Annotated in this window: 14 protein-coding genes; 7 read left to right on the top strand and 7 right to left on the bottom strand. The window is 66.1% G+C overall.

The window, feature by feature from the left end:
- Positions 1-3: 3 nt before the first annotated feature.
- Complete coding sequence (locus G9473_RS04710) at positions 4-654, bottom strand: lysoplasmalogenase family protein (RefSeq protein WP_291136498.1); 651 nt, start codon at positions 652-654, stop codon at positions 4-6.
- Positions 655-725: 71 nt separating this feature from the next.
- Here G9473_RS04710 and trmFO point away from each other — a divergent pair, with 71 nt between their 5' ends.
- On the top strand, positions 726-2,102 hold the full coding sequence (gene trmFO, locus G9473_RS04705; RefSeq protein WP_291136496.1) for a methylenetetrahydrofolate--tRNA-(uracil(54)-C(5))-methyltransferase (FADH(2)-oxidizing) TrmFO: 1,377 nt from the start codon (positions 726-728) through the stop codon (positions 2,100-2,102).
- Here the strand turns inward: trmFO and G9473_RS04700 are convergent, their stop codons facing one another.
- Positions 2,103-2,567, bottom strand: coding sequence for a hypothetical protein (locus G9473_RS04700; protein WP_291136493.1), 465 nt, complete (start codon positions 2,565-2,567; stop codon positions 2,103-2,105).
- A gap of 54 nt (positions 2,568-2,621) precedes the next feature.
- Positions 2,622-3,323, bottom strand: coding sequence for a hypothetical protein (locus G9473_RS04695; protein WP_291136490.1), 702 nt, complete (start codon positions 3,321-3,323; stop codon positions 2,622-2,624).
- A 270-nt stretch (positions 3,324-3,593) separates the two neighbouring features.
- Here G9473_RS04695 and G9473_RS04690 point away from each other — a divergent pair, with 270 nt between their 5' ends.
- Genes G9473_RS04690 through G9473_RS04680 form a run of 3 tightly spaced genes read left to right on the top strand, consistent with a single transcriptional unit; the run spans position 3,594 to position 6,855 of the window.
- Complete coding sequence (locus tag G9473_RS04690) at positions 3,594-5,555, top strand: Tad domain-containing protein (protein ID WP_291136487.1); 1,962 nt, start codon at positions 3,594-3,596, stop codon at positions 5,553-5,555.
- Positions 5,552-6,157, top strand: coding sequence for a TadE/TadG family type IV pilus assembly protein (locus G9473_RS04685; protein ID WP_291136484.1), 606 nt, complete (start codon positions 5,552-5,554; stop codon positions 6,155-6,157). The genes G9473_RS04690 and G9473_RS04685 overlap by 4 nt, the downstream gene beginning before the upstream one ends.
- Complete coding sequence (locus G9473_RS04680) at positions 6,154-6,855, top strand: TadE/TadG family type IV pilus assembly protein (protein WP_291136481.1); 702 nt, start codon at positions 6,154-6,156, stop codon at positions 6,853-6,855. The genes G9473_RS04685 and G9473_RS04680 overlap by 4 nt, the downstream gene beginning before the upstream one ends.
- Positions 6,856-6,876: 21 nt before the next feature.
- On the opposite strand, the gene G9473_RS04675 is transcribed toward G9473_RS04680, so the two are convergent.
- The 3 genes from G9473_RS04675 to G9473_RS04665 all read right to left on the bottom strand — a co-directional run bounded on the left by G9473_RS04675 (position 6,877) and on the right by G9473_RS04665 (position 9,821).
- Positions 6,877-8,265: a pyruvate dehydrogenase complex E1 component subunit beta gene (locus tag G9473_RS04675; RefSeq protein WP_291136478.1), complete on the bottom strand. Its 1,389-nt coding sequence runs from the start codon at positions 8,263-8,265 to the stop codon at positions 6,877-6,879.
- Between the two features lie 3 nt (positions 8,266-8,268).
- On the bottom strand, positions 8,269-9,408 hold the full coding sequence (gene pdhA / locus G9473_RS04670; protein WP_291136475.1) for a pyruvate dehydrogenase (acetyl-transferring) E1 component subunit alpha: 1,140 nt from the start codon (positions 9,406-9,408) through the stop codon (positions 8,269-8,271).
- 116 nt (positions 9,409-9,524) lie between these two features.
- Positions 9,525-9,821, bottom strand: coding sequence for a septum formation initiator family protein (locus G9473_RS04665; RefSeq protein ID WP_291136473.1), 297 nt, complete (start codon positions 9,819-9,821; stop codon positions 9,525-9,527).
- 168 nt (positions 9,822-9,989) lie between these two features.
- Between G9473_RS04665 and G9473_RS04660 the strand changes: the two genes are divergently transcribed.
- From G9473_RS04660 to G9473_RS04650, 3 genes are all read left to right on the top strand, one after another.
- Positions 9,990-10,859: a mechanosensitive ion channel family protein gene (locus tag G9473_RS04660; protein ID WP_291136471.1), complete on the top strand. Its 870-nt coding sequence runs from the start codon at positions 9,990-9,992 to the stop codon at positions 10,857-10,859.
- Between the two features lie 69 nt (positions 10,860-10,928).
- Entirely contained in the window at positions 10,929-11,843 is a 915-nt protein-coding gene (locus G9473_RS04655; RefSeq protein ID WP_291136469.1) for a haloalkane dehalogenase, read from the top strand.
- A complete protein-coding gene (locus tag G9473_RS04650) occupies positions 11,840-13,048 on the top strand; it encodes an MFS transporter (RefSeq protein ID WP_291136467.1) in 1,209 nt (402 codons plus the stop codon). The genes G9473_RS04655 and G9473_RS04650 overlap by 4 nt, the downstream gene beginning before the upstream one ends.
- Here the strand turns inward: G9473_RS04650 and G9473_RS04645 are convergent.
- On the bottom strand, positions 13,045-15,387 hold the full coding sequence (locus G9473_RS04645; RefSeq protein WP_291136464.1) for a transketolase: 2,343 nt from the start codon (positions 15,385-15,387) through the stop codon (positions 13,045-13,047). The genes G9473_RS04650 and G9473_RS04645 overlap by 4 nt on opposite strands.
- Positions 15,388-15,401 lie beyond the last annotated feature (14 nt).

Here is a 15,401-nt window from a genome sequence, read left to right as displayed (position 1 = left end):
GCTTCAGCTTTCGTGATCGGCGCGCAGGGTCTGCACCACGCCGGTCGCGATCATCACCTGCCCGACATAGTAGAGCGGCCAGACGAAGAGGTCGGGCAACGGCGCGAGGTCGATGGGGCCAAGGCGGCTGAACAGCAGCCAGTCGCTCGCCACGAACAGCACCGCTCCCAGCCCCACCCGGTAGCGCGGGAAACGGCTCAGCCACGCCCCCGCCGCCATCGCGCCGAGCACCGCGCCATAGGCGGCGATGTCGAGCCGGGCGCTGAGCAACCACGACAGGAGCGGCGCGGCAACGACCAGTGCGAGCGCGAGCAGCCGCTGGCTCGCCGCGGGATTTTCGCGCAGGTTGCGGGCGTAAAGCCCGACCGCGACGAGATGCGAGAGCAGGAACAGCGCCCCTCCGGCCTCGAAAGAGAGCATGATCGCCATGTCGCCCGCAGCCGACAACGCGAGTGCGATGACGAGGATCGCCCCGTCCACGCCGCGCGTCCGGCGCATGGCATAGACCGCAAGCAGGCCGACGCCCGCACCTTTCAGGAGAATGCCCCAGACGCCTTCGCCGACGGGGTTGTTCCAAAGGAAATAATAGGCGGTGGCCGCGATCACGCTCGCCAGCAGCCAGGGCCGGTGTTCGACCAGCGCGCGTTTCGCCATTATCGCCCTTCCCTCCCTTGCGGCACTGCCGAGGCTTGCAGGCTCGCTAGCACGCAATTACCTCGCGCTCCATGACCGACACGACTTACGATGTGCACATCATCGGCGGCGGCCTCGCCGGGAGCGAAGCGGCGTGGCAACTCGCCCGGCGCGGGGTGCGCGTGCGCCTGTCCGAAATGCGCGGGGGCGGCGACATGACCCCGGCGCACCAGACCGACGGACTGGCCGAACTGGTGTGTTCGAACAGCTTCCGTTCCGACAATGACGAGACGAACGCGGTCGGCCTCCTCCACCACGAAATGCGCGCGCTCGATTCGATCGTGATGCGCGCAGGCGAAAAGGCGCGGGTTCCGGCGGGCAGCGCGATGGCGGTCGACCGGGACGTGTTCTCGGCCGAAGTGAGCAAGGCGCTGGGCGAACATCCGAACATCGACATCGTGCGCGAGCGGATCGACGCGCTGCCGGACGCGGGCCTGACCATCGTGGCCACCGGCCCGCTGACCGCGCAATCGCTTGCTTCGAGCATCGTCGCGGCGACGGGCGAGGAACGGCTCGCCTTCTTCGATGCGATCGCGCCGATCGTCTATCGCGATTCCATCGACATGACGAAATGCTGGATCCAGTCGCGCTGGAACAAGACGACCGAGGCTTCGAACGAGGGCGGCGACTACATCAACTGCCCGATGACCAAGGAGCAGTATCTCGCCTTCCACAAAGGGCTGCTCGAGGGCGAGAAGACCGAGTTCAAGGAGTGGGAGAAGGACACGCCCTATTTCGATGGCTGTATGCCGATCGAGGTCATGGCCGAGCGCGGGGTCGATACACTTCGCTATGGCCCGATGAAGGGTGTCGGGCTCGACAACCCGCATGACACGACGCCCGAGTTTCCGCAGGGGCGTTGGCCCTATGCGGTGGTCCAGCTGCGGCAGGACAACAAGCACGGCACACTTTGGAACATGGTCGGCTTCCAGACCAAGCTCAAATACGGCGCCCAGGTCGAACTCTTCCGCACGATTCCCGGGCTGGAGAACGCGGAATTCGCGCGGCTCGGGGGGCTACATCGCAACACCTTCCTCAATTCGCCGCAGGTGCTGGACCGCCAGCTGCGCCTGCGAGCGGCGCCGCACATCCGCTTTGCGGGCCAGGTGACGGGATGCGAGGGCTATGTCGAAAGCGCTGCGATCGGGCTTGTCGCGGGGATGATGACGGCAGCGGAACTGGCAGGGCGCGATTGGCAGCCGCTGCCCGCGACGACCGCGATGGGCGCGCTGCTTTCGCACATCACGGGCGATGCCGATGCGGCGACCTTCCAGCCCATGAATGTCAATTTCGGCCTGTTCCCTCCCTTGCACGAGGTGAAGAAGAAGGCGCGCAAGGAAGCCTACACCACCCGCGCTAAGGCGGACCTTACCGAATGGATGAGGCGCGCCGAGCCGGTCCCGGCCTGATCAGCAGCTGCAGGCGGGCTTTTTCGGCTTGCGCTTGGGCGCGCTGGTCGCGAATTCGGCCGGGGTGAGTTCGTCGTTGCCGTCCGCGTCCATTTCGTCGAAGCGTTCGGCAGTGGTGACCGCCCATTCCTCGAAGGTAAGCAGGTTGTTGCCGTCGACGTCGAGCTTGCGGAACCCGTCCGAGCGCGAGGCCATCATCTCGGTGCGGGTGATTCGCCAGTCGCGATTGCGATCATAGCGGAAGAAGCGTCGCTGCTCGCGGGTGAGTTCGCTCATCTCGGGCGGTTCGGGGCCTTCCATGTCACCCGGATCGGTCACCGGAAGGTCGAGCGGATCGGGGGCTGGAGCTTCGGGCTCGGGCGGCGGGGGCGCGTTGCGTTCGATCGTCGCCCTGCCCTGCCACCAGAATACGCCTATCCCTGCAAGCACCAATCCAGCCACGGCGCCGAGGATCGCCTGCCGCATGATGTCGTCCCCTTTGATTCACGACCCCTTGAATTATCGGGACATTACACCTTTTCAGGCGCCGAGAACAGCCGCCCGAAGCGCGACCAGCGCGGCCCCCCTACCCTCCATCGGATCGCGCCCTCCCCGCTTGAGCGCGCGCACGGCCAGCGCATCGAGAACCGCAAGACCTTTGAGTGCGGGCGGCAGCCGGGCGCGGTTGGCGCAATGTTCGAGGCCCAGGGCGACGAACCGTTCGCGCTCCGCCTCGTCCGAAAGGCGCGGCGCGGCCTCGGCGAGCGCCCAGCGCAGCCCGGCGGCGCGGGCCTGCTCGGCCTGCGCGTCCGCTTCGGCGAGCGCCGCGAAGGGCGCGGCCCGGCCGCGGGCGAAAGCGAGGATGTCGTCGCGCTCCATGCTTTCGGAGGCGACCAGCACTTCCCATGCATCGACCATTTCCACCAGCGCCGCTTCGCGCCCGCCCCATTGATGCCCGATCGCATCGAGCACCGCATCACCGCGCGGGCGCGCTCCCGGTTCTTCACCGAGCACGTCCCGCCACCAGGCGAGCCGCATCTGGCCGAGCATCACCTCGCTTGTCTGGCCCGCGATCCGGGCGAGTCGCGCATCGAGCGCGAGGAGGGCGGCAAGCGGTGCGCGGACCGGCGGAGGGCTGTGCACCAGTGCGAGCCGGGCCGCGCCTTCGGGCAGGTCGCCGCCGAGCGCTGTCTCAATCGCCGCGTAAGTGGTTTCGCCTGAAAGACTTTCGGAGGGGGCCATTCACCCGACCGTAACTACCCTGCTGGAGAAAATGTCAATCGCTCCCGCGCCACAAACCACCGCACAGCCGCCCGCACACCGCGCGCCGAGCCTGCCCCATAACGAGACGAAGGCGCGATTTCACGAAGCGTTAACCAGACGCTTTTGCATTCCGCTTACCAGACCCGCCTAATCCGGTGTCCTGAACCGGTCGGACTGCGCCTTCGCTGCGCGCAGCGACGGACTGGCACGGGCAAACTCGACTTTGCATAGCGACAAGGACGCGCATTCATGGGGCGATACCAGACAGGGCCTGACCCGGACCGCAAATCCCTCCTGCGCGCGCTCGTCTCGGACGAGACCGCCAACACCATCGTGATCAGCGCAATGGCGCTCTTCCCACTGATGGCGATGGTGGGGGGCGGCGTCGACGCGAGCCGCTACTACATGGCCCAGAGCCGTCTGCAGGCCGCCTGCGACGCCGGTGCGCTCGCGGCTCGCCGCGCCATGGCGGACGACACTTTCAACCAGGAACACAAGACGATCGGGCTCAATTTCTTCGACCAGAACTACACCGACGGGACGTTCGGGCTCGAAAATCGTCAGCGCGATTACACCGCGAGTCCGGATGGCGAGGTCAACGGCATCGCTTCGGGCACCTTGCCGACCACGATCATGAGCGCCTTCGGCTACGAGAAATTCGACATCACGGTCGAATGCACCGCCGATATCAACATCTCGAACACCGACATCGTTTTCGTCGTCGACGTGACCGGATCGATGAACTGCGCGCCCGACAATCCGGGCGGGGGGAGCTGCGGCAATACGCCCGACCCCGGCTCCAAGATCGAGGGTCTGCGCGATGCGGTGATGACGTTCTACGACACCGTGGTCGATTCGACCTCGCCCGCCGCGCAGGTGCGCTACGGCATGGTGCCCTATGCCTCGAACGTGAATGTCGGGGCCGAATTGATGGCGGCGAACCCGGCATGGCTGGCGCAGAGCCACACCTACCAGTCGCGCGAAGCCAACGTCGACACGGTCATCGAATGGATCGAGATCGCCACGAATGTCACCAATGTCGTGCCCGAAGGCGACGAGGAATATCTTGGCGTCTCGCGCAGCTGGCAGCGGACCTATTCCTCCAGCGCGTGTTCCGGGCTCGAGCCCGATGACCTGTTCAACCTCATCCGGACCGACCTCGGCACCCACCAGGGCGTGATCTCGCAGACGGTCGACGGCACGATCCGCACGACCAGCTATCGCGACGACAACGAGACGATCTGGAACGCCTACGCCTATTCGAACTACTACAGCGGATCGGGCTGGTGCGAATACGGCTGGCAGGTCTACGAGGACCGCGCCGACGTGTTCTTCGACATCGTCGAGGAATACCGCGAGGAAGACGTCTTCCAGAGCTGGACCTACAAGCCGGTCACCTTCGACCTCACCACGCTTTACGACGACAACCGGATCGAACTGCCGATCGGCAACAACGGATCGATGGCGAGCGTCGACTGGGATGGCTGCATCGAGGAAGCCGACACGGTCGCCGCGACCAGCTTCAACCCGGTCCCGGCGGGGGCGAACGACCTCGACGTCAATCTCGTGCCCGACGATCCGACCGAATACTGGAAGCCGGTGCTGCGCAACGCCACGTGGAAACGCGAGGACGGCGGCAATGTGCTGGGCGAATTGACCCAGACCTGGGACGAGAACCGCCCCGGCTACAGCTGCCCCGCCCCGGCCTTCCGCCTGCGCGACATCACCCGCACCGAGCTGCAGAGCTATGTCGATGCACTCGATGCCCGCTCGAGCACCTATCACGACATCGGCATGATCTGGGGTGCGCGTTTTATCTCGCCCAATGGGATTTTCTCGGCCGACAATGCGACCGCTCCCAATGGCGATGCGATCTCGCGCCACATCGTGTTCATGACCGACGGCATCCTCTCGCCGAGTACCGAGCTTTACACGACCTACGGGATCGAGTGGTGGGACCGCCGCGTGACCGACAATGGCAGCAACAACCAGGCCCGCTCGCGCCACGCCGAACGTTTCCAGGCCGCCTGCCGCGCAGCGCGCAACCAGAACATCTCGGTCTGGGTGGTCGCTTTCGGGACGACGCTGACTCAGAACCTGATCGACTGCGCGACCCCGGGCCGGGCCTTCACCGCGGACGATTCGGCCCAGCTGCGCGACCGCTTCGAGGAAATCGCCCAGCGCATCGCCGCCCTGAGGCTGACCCAATGATCGGCGGGCGCCCCACCCTCCTGCGGCGTCTCGCCCGCGACGCAACCGGCGCCACGCTGACCGAGTTCGCCTTTGTCGGGCCGGTGCTCGTGCTGATGGTCATGGGCATCTTCGACATGGCGCACACCCAATACACCGCCGCGCTCGTCAACGGCGCGATGCAGAAAGCCGGGCGCGACCTCACGCTCGAAGGGGCGGGCAGCACCGAAGCCTCGATCGACCAGCGCGTGATCGACCAGGTCTCGGCCGTCGTGCCGAGCACGGCGAGCGTCGAACTGGAGAAACTCTCCCACTTCGACTTTTCCGATGTCGGGCAGGCCGAGGAATTCGACGACGATAACGGCGACGGTGTCTGCAACAACGGCGAGGTTTTCGTCGACGTCAACGAAAACGGGCAATGGGACAGCAACCGCGGAGAAGAAGGGATCGGCGGCGCGCGCGACGTCGTGCTCTACACTGCGGTCGTGACCTATCCGCGCCTGTTCCCGATGTACGGGCTCGCCGGGATGGACCAGAACGTGACCCTGCGTTCGTCCACGGTGATGCGCAACCAGCCTTTCGACCAGCAGGATCGCAGCTCGGAAACGGGAAATTGCGTATGAGGACCATGCTTCGCGAAACCATGGGCCAGACCATGGCGCCGCTGCGCCGGACCGTCGCCCGCGCGGGCGGCAAACTGCGCGCCCTGCGCGAGGACTTCTCCGGCGTGGCGATGATCGAATTCGCCTTCACCGCGCCGATCATCCTCGGGCTCGGGATGCTGGGCACGGAGACGGCCTATTTTTTCGTCACCCACATGAAGGTCAGCCAGATCGCGATGCAGGTCGCCGACAACGCCTCGCGCGTGGGCGAACAGGACGTGCTGGTCGCGCGCAAGGTCTACGAGGACGACATCATCGACGTCTTCATCGGTGCGGAGCGGATGGGCGAATCGATCGACATGATCGAGAATGGCCGCATCATCCTTTCCAGCCTGCAACAGAATGCCGACGGCGGCCAGTGGATCGCCTGGCAGCGATGCACGGGCAACAAGGCGTTCGATTCGAGCTACGGCAGCGAAGGCGACGGGGAAAGCGGCTTCGGTTTCGCCGGCATGGGCGATGCGGGCAGCCCGATCACTGCCAGCGCGGGGACCGCGGTCATGTTCGTCGAGGTGAGCTACGACTACCAGTCGGTCACCCCGTTCGAGATCTTCGACAATCGGGAAATCCGTTACACCGCGGCCTTCAACGTGCGCGACCAGCGCGACCTAACCAGGCTCTATCCGTCGACGACCGGACAGAACCCGCCCACCTGCTAGGCGGGCGGTCCGGGCCGGACTTCAGACGTAACAGACCTTCTTCACCGCCTCGACGATCCGCGCCGCGTCGATCAGCGCCAGTTTCTCGAGATTGGCGGCATAGGGCAGCGGCACGTCCTCGTTGCACACCCGCAGCACAGGCGCATCGAGATGGTCGAAGCCTTCCTCCATGCAGGTCGCGACGATCTCGCTCGCGATGGAGCAGGTCGGCCAGCCTTCCTCCGCGACGACAAGGCGGTTGGTCTTGGCGAGGCTTTCGAGCACCGTCGCGCGGTCGAGCGGGCGCAGGGTGCGCAGATCGATCACCTCGGCGTCGATGCCTTCCTCGGCGAGCTTTTCCGCAGCCTCCAGCGCGAAGCCGACCCCGATCGAATAGGACACGATGGTCGCGTCCTTCCCCTCGCGCACGACGCGCGCCTTGCCGATGGGCAGCACGTAATCGTCGAGGTCGGGCACATCGAAGCTGCGCCCGTAGACGAGTTCGTTCTCGAGGAAGACGACCGGGTCTTCGCTGCGGATCGCCGCCTTGAGCAGACCCTTGGCATCGGCGCTGTCATAGGGCGCGATGACGACGAGGCCGGGCACGCTCGCATACCATGGCCCGTAGTTCTGCGAATGCTGCGCGCCGACGCGGCTGGCCGCGCCGTTGGGGCCGCGAAAGACGACGGGGCAGCGCATCTGGCCGCCGCTCATGTAATTGGTCTTGGCCGCCGAGTTCACGATGTGGTCGATCGCCTGCATGGCGAAATTGAAAGTCATGAATTCGACCACCGGACGAAGCCCGCCCATTGCGGCGCCCGTCCCGATCCCGGCAAAGCCGTATTCGGTGATCGGCGTGTCGATGACGCGTTTCGGCCCGAATTCATCGAGCAGGCCCTGCGTCACCTTGTAGGCGCCCTGGTATTCGGCGACTTCCTCGCCCATCACGAAGACGCGTTTGTCGCGGCGCATTTCCTCGGCCATGGCATCGCGCAGCGCCTCGCGCACGGCGACGGAGGTGAAGCTCGTGCCCTCGGGAACTTGCGGGTCGGAGGCGGCCTCGCGCGCAGGTTTCGCATCGGGGACCGTAGCGCCTTCGGAGACTTCGACGGTCTCCTCCTCGGCGACGTCCTTCGGCTCGGGAGCAGGCTCGTTCTCGGCTGGCGCCTCGACCTCGCCCGCATCCTCATCGTCACCGGCGAGCATGGCGATGACCGTGCCCACGGCGACATTCTCGCTGCCCTCGGGCACGAGGATCTTGGCGAGCGTGCCTTCGTCGATAGCCTCGAATTCCATCGTCGCCTTGTCGGTCTCGATCTCGGCGATCACGTCGCCGGGCTCGATCGCATCGCCTTCGGACTTGAGCCAGCGGGCGAGCGTGCCCTCTTCCATCGTGGGTGAGAGAGCGGGCATCTTGAGTTCGATCGCCATTGCTCAATACTCCTCCACCAGCACGTCAGTGTAGAGTTCGCTCGCGTCGGGTTCGGGCGAGTTCTCGGCGAAATCGGCCGCTTCGGCGACGATCCCGCGGATTTCCTTGTCGATCGCCTTCAGCTCGGCCTCGTCCTTGCCGTTCTCGATCATGTGCTTCTTCAGCCGCTCGATCGGGTCGTGGTGTTCGCGCTGTTCCTGCACTTCCTCGCGGGTTCGGTATTTCGCCGGGTCCGACATCGAATGCCCGCGGTAGCGATAGGTGTTGAGCTCCATCAGCACCGGCCCCTTGCCCTCGCGCACGTGCCTGAACGCGACTTCGGCGGCGGCACGGACCTCGAGCACATTCATGCCGTCGACATCCATGCCCGGAATGCGGAAGGAGGTGCCGCGGCGATGGAAGCGGGTTTCCGCGGAGCTGCGCTTTGTCGAGGTGCCCATTGCATACTGGTTGTCTTCGACCACGAAGACGATCGGCAGGTTCCACAGCGCGGCCATGTTGAAGGTCTCGTAGACCTGCCCCTGGTTCGCTGCCCCGTCGCCGAAATAGGCGAGGCACAGGCCGCCGTCCTCGTTGTACTGGTGGGCGAAGGCGAGCCCGCCGCCCAGCGGCACCTGCGCGCCGACGATGCCGTGGCCGCCGTAGAACTTGTGCTCGGTCGAGAACATATGCATCGACCCGCCCTTGCCCTTGGAGATGCCCGCCTGCCGCCCGGTCAGCTCTGCCATGATGACCTTGGGATCGATCCCGTAGGCGAGCATATGCCCGTGGTCGCGGTAGCCCGTGATGACGCTGTCACGGTCATTGTCCAGCGCCGACTGAAGCCCGATCGCGACCGCTTCCTGCCCGATGTAGAGGTGGCAGAAGCCCCCGATCAGGCCGAGCCCGTAAAGCTGGCCCGCCTTTTCCTCGAACCGCCGGATAAGCAGCATCCGGCGGTAGAATTCGAGCATTTCCTCCTCGCTCGCGTCGTAGAGTTTCGCCTCCTCGAATTCGCGCTGGAGCGAGCGCAGTTCGAAATCGGGATCGTCCGAAGGCGCGGCGGGCGCGGAGCGGGCCTTCGCCGCGGTCGTCGATTTCGCGGGCGCACGCTTGGCTGCGGGCTTTTTGGCGGACGAGCTTTTCGAAGGGGTCTTTGCCAAGGGGCGAATTCCTCTCTTGCATGATGCGCGCGCATGGGGAGGAGGAGGCGCGCGCTTCTCTCTCGGGCAGCCCTATAGGCGGGTCATGGGGGGACGCGCAATCACCTGCGGCGCGCTTATTCCTCGAGCGTGATCACCACTTCGTCGGCGTGCAGCACGCCGAGATTGCGCCGCACGAGCTCGCTCGCAAGGTCGGGATCGGCGGCTTCGGGATCGAGCAGTTCGACCCGGTTCGACAGCGCATCGCGCCGGGCCGTCAATTCGGCGATGCGGGCCTCGCGCGCTTCGAGCGCGGCGAGGTTTTCCGACCACGCGAGCAGGCCCGTCGGCCCGGCGATGGCGAACCCGCCGAGCACGAGCAGCAGCGCGAGCGCCACGCCCTGCTTCGCCTGCTCTTTCACCTGACCGCGCATGATGCCCCTCGAACCGCCTGAGCTTTCTTACAGAATCACACTTGGCCTTCGCCTGCAAGCCGAAATGCACCGCGCGCCGCCCGTTTCGCGCCCGACCGAAGGAGTGCTGCGACAGGGAACATATGTTGCTGCCAACCGATTGGAATGAAAAGCAACGCAGGGGAACCAATGCAGATCATCGACATACTTCGTGCCCAGACCAACGACATGGCCGCCGCCGCGGTCGCGAGTGTTCCGACCATCGCCATCGGGATCGTCGTGCTTGTCCTTACGTGGCTCGTCGCCAAGGGGGCAGGCCGGATCGCGGGGGCGCTCGTCGGCAAGGCGGAGCTGCGACCGAGCCTCAGGGCGCTGATCGACCGGCTGGTGCGGCTCGGCGTGTGGCTGACCGGCCTCCTTACTGCGGCGATCATCATGATCCCGGACCTGTCGCCCGCCAGCCTCGTCGCCGGGCTCGGGGTCGGCTCGGTCGCGATCGGTTTCGCCTTCAAGGACATCTTCGAGAACTTCCTCGCAGGCGTCCTCATCATGCTGCGCAAGAAGATGCGGGTGGGCGACACGATCGAATGCGAAGGCGTGCTCGGCACGGTCGAACATATCGCCTTGCGCGAAACCTATATCCGGCATTTTTCGGGCGAGCTTACGATCATGCCCAATTCGATGCTTTTCATGAACCCGGTCGAGATCTGGACCGACGCCGACTCGCGCCGTTACGACGTGATGGTGGGGGTCGCCTACGACACCGATCTCGAGGCCGCCGATGCCGCGATCCGGCGCGCGGTCGAAAGCGTCGATCACGTCATCAAGGACAAGCCGATCCAGATCCTCGCCAATGAATTCAATTCGTCCTCGGTCGATTTCCACGTGCGCTGGTGGGCGCCTTCGAGCGGGGCGGCGACGATCGAAAACCGCGACCAGGTGATCCGCGCGATCAAGCGCGAACTGGACGCCGCGCGGATCGAGATACCGTTCCCGTACGTTACGCACACCTTCAAGGAGCGCGTGCCGATGGGCGCGGAACCCGGCGAGGCGGCCTGACCTGCACGCACGGCTCTGGCCGATCGGTTGTTTCGTGCTACCCGTCTCCCGATAAGGGAGAGAAGAATCATGCGCATCCTCACAGCCGACCCGGCGCGTTTCGCCGATCTGCCCGACTACCCTTTCGCCGAGAACTGGATCGAGATCGACCTCGGTGAAGGGCATCGCGGGAGGATGCACTATCTCGACGAGGGATCGAAGGACGCCCCGCCCGTATTCCTTTTCCACGGCGAGCCGAGCTGGAGTTTCCTCTATCGCAAGATGATCCCGCCGCTCGTCGAAGCGGGCTTTCGCGTCCTCGCGCCCGACCTCGTCGGCTTCGGCAAGAGCGACAAGCCGGATGATATTGCCTTCTACACCTATGACCGGCACGTCTCGTGGCTGAAGCAATGGCGCGAGGCGGTGTGTCCGGAGCCTGCCGCGCTGTTCTGCCAGGACTGGGGCGGCCTTCTCGGCCTGCGCATGGTCGGCGAGGAGCCCGATCGCTTCACCTGCGTCGTCGCTTCCAACACCTTCCTTCCGACCGGCGGCACGCCCTCGCCCGCCTTCATGGCGTGGCGGGAATTCGCGAAGTCCTCGCCCGATTTCCGCATCGGCGCGCTGATCGACCGGGCCACCGCGACCGAGCGCAGCGAGGCGGAGATCGCGGCCTATGACGCGCCCTTCCCCGACGAGCCGAGCAAGGCGGGCGCGCGTGCCTTTCCCGCGCTGGTCCCGGTCGAGGACGGCATGGACGGCATCGAACAGAACCAGCGCGCCTGGGTCGGCCTCGCCGGTTTCGACAAGCCCTTCCTCACCCTGTTCGGCGCGGACGATCCGGTGACGGGCGGGCTCGGCGAGACGCTGGCGAAGCGGATCAAGGGGGCCGAGGGAATGCCGCACGCGATCCTGCCCACCTGCGGCCATTTCTGCCAGGAGGACCGCCCGGCCGAGCTCGCGCAAGGCGTCATCGATACCGCGAGAAAGGCGGGCGTGCTCGGTTGAACGCCACTTCCGCCGCCGAGACCGAGCCCGACCACCTCACCCGCGCGCAGGAATATGCGCTCGCGGTGACGGTCGCGGTGGTAACGGCGAATGCCTATTACATCCACCCGATCATCGGCGAGGTCGCGGAAAGCTTCGGGGTGAGCGAGGCGCGCATCGGGATCGTCCCGGCGCTGAACCAGCTCGCGCTTGCGCTCGGCATCTTCCTGCTGCTGCCGCTGGGCGATCGCTATTCGAACCGTTCGCTGTGCATCCTGTTCGTGAGCCTGCAGAGCCTCTTCATGCTCGGCATGGCGCTGGCGGAGGATTTCGCGCTGTTCACCGCGGCCTCGACCCTGCTCGGCTTCGTCACCATCGCGCCCTACCTGATCCCCGCCTTCGCCTCGAAGCGGGTCGCTCCCGGCCGGCTCGGGCAGGTGACGGCGCTGCTGACCGTCGGTGTGATCTTCGGCATCCTCGTCGCGCGGGTCGGGGCTGGCGTGGTCGCGGAACGCTTTGGCTGGAGGGCGGTCTACTGGTGCGCCTTCGCGCTGATGGCGGCGGTGACGCTGGCCCTTCCCGTGGCGATGCGCAGCGAGGGGCGCGCGGCGAAAAGCCCGACGGGAAGCTACGGCGCGCTGCTCGCCTCGGTTTTCGCGCTGGCGAAGGGCAACCGCGACATGATGATCTCCGCGATCATCCAGGGGCTCAATTTCGCGACCTTCACGGCGACGTGGCTGGCGCTGGCGCTGCATCTCACCAACCCGCAGCTCGGCTATGGCGTGGACACGGTCGGCTATCTGGCGGGGCTGGCGGCGGTGAGCATCGTTACCACGCCGCGCCTCGGCCGCCTCGCCGACCGGATCGGGGCGCGCAAGGCGCGGGTCATGGCGGCCTGCGTGTCGGCCACCGGCCTCGCTCTGCTCTACCCACTCGGATGGAGCGTGTGGGGGATCGTCGTGCCGCTGGTCGTGGTCAACATGGTCGGCCCCACCATCGACGTGACGGGACGGATGACCTTCCTTTCGCTGGAACCGGCGATCCGCACCCGGCTGAGCACCGTCTACATCGTCATCATGTTCCTCGGCGGCGCGCTCGGCAGCCTGCTGGGTCCTGCCGTCTATGACTGGGCCGGCTGGGCAGGGACATCGGCGATGCTGGTCGCGCTCTCGCTCGGCGTGGTGTCGCTTTCGGCCTTTGCCTTCCTTTCGGCCCGGCGGGGCTAGAGGAACAGCTCCGCCATGGCATCGATGATCGCGTCGGTGTCGAGCCGGTAGGTGCGGTGGAGGTCGGGCAGGTCGCCGGTCTGGCCGAAGCGATCGACACCCAATGGGCTGACCCGCTGCCCGCGCACGGCGCCGAGCCACGAAAGCGCGGCAGGCGATCCGTCGAGAACAGTAACAAGCCCAGCGTCCCGGGCGAGCCCGCCGAGCAGCGTCTCGACGTGGCTCTCCTCACGCGCCCCGCCGCTCCAGCGCGCGGCGCGCGCGGCGCTCCAGTCGCGGTGGAGCAGGTCGGGCGAGGTCACGGCGAGCAGCCCGAGGCCCGGAAGGTCGTCCTGCAGGGCCTCCCAGGCCGCCAGCGCCTCGGGCGCAACCGCCCCGCTGAAGGCGATGGCGGCCGAAGCGCCCGGTGCGGGCTCGCGCAGCCAGTAGCCGCCCTTGAGAGCGCCCTCCTGCCAGCTCGCATCGGCGCGCGTTTCCTGCGCGATCGCACGGGTCGTCAGGCGCAGGTAGACCGAGCTTCCGTCCTCTGCCTGCATCCGCTCGAAGGCATGGCGCATCATGAGCGCGACCTCGTCGGCGAAGGCGGGCTCGAAAGAGTCGAGGTTGGGCTGGCCCATCCCGATCAGCGGCGTATTGATCGACTGGTGCGCCCCGCCCTCTCCCGCAAGCGTGATGCCCGAAGGCGTGCCCACAAGCAGGAAGCGCGCGTCCTGGTAGCACCCGTAATTGAGCGCATCGAGCCCGCGCGCGATGAAGGGATCGTAGACCGTGCCCACCGGCATCAGACGCGTTCCGAAATGCTCCGCAGACAGGCCGAGCGATGCGAGCAGGAGGAAGAAATTGTTCTCCGCGATACCCAGTTCGATGTGCTGCCCCGCTGCGTGGGCCGCCCATTTCTGCGCGGAAGGGATTTTCGAGCGCTGGAACACGTCGGCCAGTTCCTGCCGCCGGAACAGCCCACGCTGGTTGACGAAGGCGCCGAGGTTCGTCGTCTGGGTGACGTCGGGCGCGGTCGTCACGATCCGGTCGGCAAGCTCGCTGTCGGACTTGGCGAGGTCGTGGAGGATCTTGCCGAAAGCGGCCTGCGTCGAAAGCATATCGCCGCTCGGCACCGGCAGCCGCTGCGGCAGCGGCACGGCGGGCGCGCGGTGTTCTGGTTTCTTCCGGGCAATGGGGCTGTCGGCGATGAAGCTTTCGAGCGTGCTGGCGAGATTATCGCCGAGCCCCGCCCATTTGTCCCATTCCTCGCCCTCGGCAATACCGAGATCGTCGCGCAGCCCTTCGATCTGCGCGGTGCTCATCATGCCCGAATGGTTGTCCTTGTGCCCGGCAAGCGGGAGACCGTAGCCCTTGACCGTATAGGCGATGAGCAGCGTCGGGCGCTCGTCGTCCATCCGCGCGAAGGCATCGAGCAGCGTTTCGATGCAATGCCCGCCGAGATTGGTCATCAGCCGGGCGAGCGCGGGGTCGTCGTATTCGGACAGCAGCGCCGCCACGCCCCGCTTTCTTCCGATATCGCGCATCAGCCGCTCGCGCCACGCCTCCCCGCCGAGATAGGTGAGCGCGGCGAAATCGGCATTGGGGCACGTTTCGATCCACTCCTCCAGCGCCTTCCCGCCGGGCTTGGCAAATGCCTCGCGCTGCATCCGCCCGTGCTTCAGCGTGATGACTCGCCACCCGCAGGTCTCGAAGATGTCGTCGAATCGACGGAACATCCGGTCCGCCGTCGTCGCATCGAGGCTCTGACGGTTGTAGTCGACGATCCACCAGCAGTTGCGAAGATCGTGCTTGTAGCCCTCGATCAGGCATTCGTAGATATTGCCCTCGTCGAGTTCGGCATCGCCCATCAGCGCGATCATCCGGCCCGCGTCCTCCTCGCGCATCTGGCCGTGGGCGATGAGGTAGTCCTGCACGAGGCTGGAGAAGGCCGTGACCGCAACGCCGAGGCCGACCGAGCCGGTCGAGAAATCGACCGGGATCGTGTCCTTGGTGCGCGAGGGATAGGACTGCGCCCCGCCAAGCCCGCGGAAGGCTTCGAGCTTGTCGCGCGTCTGCTCGTCCAGCAGGTAATGGATCGCGTGGAGCACGGGCGATGCGTGCGGCTTAACCGCCACCTTGTCCTGCGGACGCAACGCGTGGAAATAGAGCGCGGCCATGATCGCCGTCATCGAGGCACACGAAGCCTGGTGGCCGCCAACCTTCAGGCGATCGCGCTTTTCGCGGATGTTGTTCGCATTGTGGATCGTCCACGCGGAAAGCCAGCGCAGCCGCGTATCCAGCGCTTCGAGAAGCGCGGTGCGGTCGGTCAGCTTTGCGGTATCGTCGGTCGAGGTCGCCATGCGGGAAGCGGTAG

This window comes from Erythrobacter sp. (genome assembly GCF_011765465.1).
GTDB lineage: Bacteria > Pseudomonadota > Alphaproteobacteria > Sphingomonadales > Sphingomonadaceae > Erythrobacter.
The sequence above is the reverse complement of the archived record's forward strand: the minus strand, read 5'-3'. Positions and strand labels throughout refer to the sequence as shown.

Excerpts from the sequence above, each read along its gene's own strand:
- G9473_RS04695 (WP_291136490.1), bottom strand. The coding sequence starts at position 3,323 with ATGGCCCCCTCCGAAAGTCTTTCAGGCGAAACCACTTACGCGGCGATT.
- G9473_RS04655 (WP_291136469.1), top strand. The coding sequence starts at position 10,929 with ATGCGCATCCTCACAGCCGACCCGGCGCGTTTCGCCGATCTGCCCGAC.
- G9473_RS04685 (WP_291136484.1), top strand. The coding sequence starts at position 5,552 with ATGATCGGCGGGCGCCCCACCCTCCTGCGGCGTCTCGCCCGCGACGCA.
- G9473_RS04690 (WP_291136487.1), top strand. The coding sequence starts at position 3,594 with ATGGGGCGATACCAGACAGGGCCTGACCCGGACCGCAAATCCCTCCTG.
- G9473_RS04680 (WP_291136481.1), top strand. The coding sequence starts at position 6,154 with ATGAGGACCATGCTTCGCGAAACCATGGGCCAGACCATGGCGCCGCTG.
- G9473_RS04675 (WP_291136478.1), bottom strand. The coding sequence starts at position 8,265 with ATGGCGATCGAACTCAAGATGCCCGCTCTCTCACCCACGATGGAAGAG.
- G9473_RS04700 (WP_291136493.1), bottom strand. The coding sequence starts at position 2,567 with ATGCGGCAGGCGATCCTCGGCGCCGTGGCTGGATTGGTGCTTGCAGGG.
- G9473_RS04660 (WP_291136471.1), top strand. The coding sequence starts at position 9,990 with ATGCAGATCATCGACATACTTCGTGCCCAGACCAACGACATGGCCGCC.
- G9473_RS04665 (WP_291136473.1), bottom strand. The coding sequence starts at position 9,821 with ATGCGCGGTCAGGTGAAAGAGCAGGCGAAGCAGGGCGTGGCGCTCGCG.
- G9473_RS04645 (WP_291136464.1), bottom strand. The coding sequence starts at position 15,387 with ATGGCGACCTCGACCGACGATACCGCAAAGCTGACCGACCGCACCGCG.
- G9473_RS04710 (WP_291136498.1), bottom strand. The coding sequence starts at position 654 with ATGGCGAAACGCGCGCTGGTCGAACACCGGCCCTGGCTGCTGGCGAGC.
- trmFO (WP_291136496.1), top strand. The coding sequence starts at position 726 with ATGACCGACACGACTTACGATGTGCACATCATCGGCGGCGGCCTCGCC.